2 protein-coding genes are annotated in these 3,684 nt (G+C 48.7%); one reads left to right on the forward strand and one right to left on the reverse strand.

Going from position 1 to position 3,684, the window contains the following annotated elements; all coding sequences use genetic code 11:
- Positions 1-219: 219 nt before the first annotated feature.
- Positions 220-2,979, reverse strand: coding sequence for a S8 family serine peptidase (locus SGI97_06890; GenBank protein ID MDZ4723613.1), 2,760 nt, complete (start codon positions 2,977-2,979; stop codon positions 220-222).
- 250 nt (positions 2,980-3,229) lie between these two features.
- On the opposite strand from SGI97_06890, the gene SGI97_06895 reads away from it, so the two are divergent.
- A complete protein-coding gene (locus SGI97_06895) occupies positions 3,230-3,619 on the forward strand; it encodes a hypothetical protein (protein MDZ4723614.1) in 390 nt (129 codons plus the stop codon).
- Positions 3,620-3,684 lie beyond the last annotated feature (65 nt).

The raw sequence follows: 3,684 nt of genomic DNA on the forward strand, positions 1-3,684 counted from the left end.
ATTGCTTTTGAAGGTGTGTCGCCGACCATTGTTGCGAGATCAAGCGCACGATTATTCATTACGAAAAGATCATACGCTCCGTTGACTTTCGAGGCAAATTACTGCTGAACCGGGACTGGTCGAGACCAGTTCCAATCCAAGCAGTTTGTTGATGTGGACTTGAGCAAAATCCTTGGTGTGTATGACACAATCTTCAGGATTGATTTTTGTTCTCTTCTATTAGTGACAGCGATCTCCCTTTAGCGAACTGAAGCTTGCCGAAAACGGGTCGGTGTAAGCCTCGTCTCCGCAGGGTATGGTCGGTGGAGTGATTGAGCCTGAGATTGAGCACGCAGTCAAATTAAGCTGCATGTTTATTTGTCCGTGCCCGTCATTCCACAAATATGGCTGAGTCCCAAAACCGTTCCGGAAGTTCATCTCACATGTGATACTGAGACTCGCCGAAGGATCGACGTTGCCGCCCCCCGAGCCGTACCATCCGTTGGGGGTTAAGTCGCGCGAGTAAAGAGAGTCGAGGTAGTACTTAACGGTCATATTCAAGCGAGTTCCATCGAACCAAATGTTAAAGTACGCCCAAGCAGAATCAACCGGCGTGTCGAACGGCGCGCATTCAATACCGGATATCGATGCCCACCCTGAAAAAGTACCACTCCAGCGATCGCGGCCATCCCCCTGCACAACTAATGTAGTATCGTACAGTATCGCATTACCGAAAGACAGAACTTCGAATTTTAACCGAGCTTCAGTGGCATCTCGAAAGAGGAAATAGTCGAGAGAGACCTCTCCGGATACGGGAGCAAAAAAATCTCTCACCCGCAAACCTGGTTCTCCTGTACTCCCAAGGGCCGCTCCGGTCAGAGTTAACCGACAATTATAGGCACCAAAGACGGTGTCCGTTCCAGTGACAATTCCTACCCTCACGCTCCGCAAGGGGTTGTCGACGTATGTCCGAGATGGATTGACAAGAGGGATAATCATGACAAAATGCGATTCTTCTGCACATTCAAATAGCTCATTACGAACTATGATATTACCTGTGAATAGTGAAGAGAACGCGTAGTACATTAAGATGTCGTAATCACTCAGGGCGAGCTCATTGAATTGTCTTGACAGGCCGCACACTTCTTTCGTGACAGTGCCCAACTGTGGTGGGGTGTTTACATCGAGATCGAAACCGGCTTTCTTTAATGAATCGCCCGTTATCCCATTACCATTGAGGTCGTACCGTGAATAGTCGGGGGTATTGGAGCCTGCCGGTCTGCTATTTTCAAACTCAAGAAACTTATTCAGAAGCAATTGAATATCTTTTTCGTTGAACACGCCATCGCTTCCTGGCGCACCTGTCGACCCGGAGACATCAAGTAGTTCTTTCCGAACTTTAGCTGTCGCAAGATTGTCATCAAGAGCGAGACAGCATGCAAAGGCATTGAGGATGCCGGTGCCTCCCTGCATAGTATTATAGACATGAAGAATGATATTCTTGGTGGCCGCGGGAGTAAGTGACGGTTTAAGATTCCACATGTAGGCGGCCAGGCCCGCAACCAGTGGAGTTGCCATCGAGGTGCCGCTATAGCGCGCGATTAATGCACCACCAACTGAGCGGCAATCATCCGGATCGCTTGAATTATCCGCCTTTGCGCATGGCCCGGCGACGGCCTCGCCAAGCACTCTTACCGGCGAGCCCGGATTAGAAAAACTGCTTTCCACTCCGGCTGTATCGGAACTGCCGACTACTATAATATTGTTGAGTTTGGCGGTGGCAAGTGGATCAACAAGCGTGTACGTGGCAATCAGCAGATCTAAGCGAAATTTCTGAAAAGCGGTAAGAGAATCCGGATCGATCAGATCATAGGGGTCATTAAAACCAGCGGCGAGGGCAAATTGGGAGTTCCAGACCGCGAATCGTGATTCATCATTATTCTGTCCCTCGTTGCCAGCCGAAGCGATGTGAAGAAAGTTATCGTAGCGTCCGGCATCGTCAAGCTGGATTCTCCAGCCGATGGCGGTGAGGATTCTGTCGAGTTTCGGGGTGACGCTCATATCGCCGAAGAACCCTAGACTGGTATTGAGGATGAATGGTCCGGTCGGCAGATTTGAAGCGATGGCATCTGAGATCTCAGAGGCCGAAAGTCCATCAAGTGCCAGCGAGGTTATTTTGAGTCGCGATGCCGGACCGGGATGCACGCCCGTGGTACGAAGATTGTCAAATTTTGCGCCGATGATTCCGGCGATGTGAAAACCATGGTTGCCGGGATAGAATCCAACGCTGTTTGCGATATTACTCACGCCTCCTGAGGTTGGCATGAATACTTGAGAGGGGATATCGGCATGGGGACTTTCCGAGTAAAACTCATCAGCCACAACGACAGTGACCTGTCCGAATGAACCTGCCATCTCTTTGACATTCCACGCGGCGGGCATCTTCATTTTTATAAGCGCCTGCATATTAAGCGTGTCACTTGGCGGCAAGACGGCTGAAATTGAGGCCGGTGCGCGGCTATCTCCGGGCAAAAGGGAGATGTTCGCGGTGAATGTGCCATAGGCAAAGAGAAAGGCTCCACTGTTGACGAGAATCTCGCCCAGACTGTCGGCTTCGGCTTTTGATGTGACGGCGGGAATAATAAGCGTCATCATCAGTTTGGCTTCGTTCATGGAAATAATCTTGGCATCGATCGAATCAAGTGCTGAATTCACCTGCCCCACAGTCGAGTTCGGGCTAATAATCGCATCTAGACGCGTGGTCATAAAGCCATTGTCGCCAATCTCTGATTCCGAGGCGGGCGTAGGATCAAGGTCATAGACAACCGTATCAGCGACCGCAGAGGTATCACCTCCTAGTAGGACGCCGGTTGGGGCAAGAGGCGGATTGTTTGGCGGAGAGTCGGTAGTATTTTTTGAACAACTAAAGAACGCGCCATTCGAAATAACCAAAAGCGTGAAAAGAAAAAAATACATTGAAACATGTGTTCGATTCATCATCGCGTCATTCCTCTCTAATTGGCTATTGCTATGGCATCACGCATGGATATGTTGAAAATAGCGGGTGCTACTTCCCAAAATAGTCATGCTTGAGAGACAATATATATAATAGGAGGAGAAGTATCAAAGAAAATTGTGACGAGTTGGGGGGTCTTAGACATGAGTGTGTGAAGGAATCTGCTACTTTATGAGTTTTCCAAGATGTATACGAGCCGAGTAAGCTGGGCAAGGCTTCGGAAGTAATAAATGGATGACACCTATTTCGATTCTTATGAGTAATTATTATAAGCTCACATTCACGCTGTCCGGCCTGGCCGCATTGCTTCTTGCCACTATTTCAATTGGCCTACCGGACAATGAGATCAGGGCAGTAGCTTTTGAGCCGACTGGCAAGACCACTCTTCAGACCAATATTTCAATAAAATTCTCAAAGGATATGGTATCGAAAGATAGTCTGGACATGCCAAGACTCGATCCGCCCGTTGTGTTTACCCCGGCAATACAAGGGATTGCTCGGTGGATTGAAACCGATGTGCTCAGATTCTTTCCGGACTCGGAACTGGGGCGAGCAACTGAATACAAAGCAACTATTGCATCGAACAAAACATGGGCATCCGGTTGCGGTGTGGGTGAAATATAAAGTCAAATTTTCGCTGGGTTATTAAAACAGTATTTCAAATACCGTTCGCTTCAATCCTCTACAAC

This window comes from Candidatus Zixiibacteriota bacterium, from assembly GCA_034439475.1.
GTDB lineage: Bacteria > Zixibacteria > MSB-5A5 > GN15 > FEB-12 > JAWXAN01.

Coding starts and splice junctions, on each gene's coding strand:
- SGI97_06890 (MDZ4723613.1), bottom strand. CDS start 2,979: ATGATGAATCGAACACATGTTTCAATGTATTTTTTTCTTTTCACGCTT.
- SGI97_06895 (MDZ4723614.1), top strand. CDS start 3,230: ATGACACCTATTTCGATTCTTATGAGTAATTATTATAAGCTCACATTC.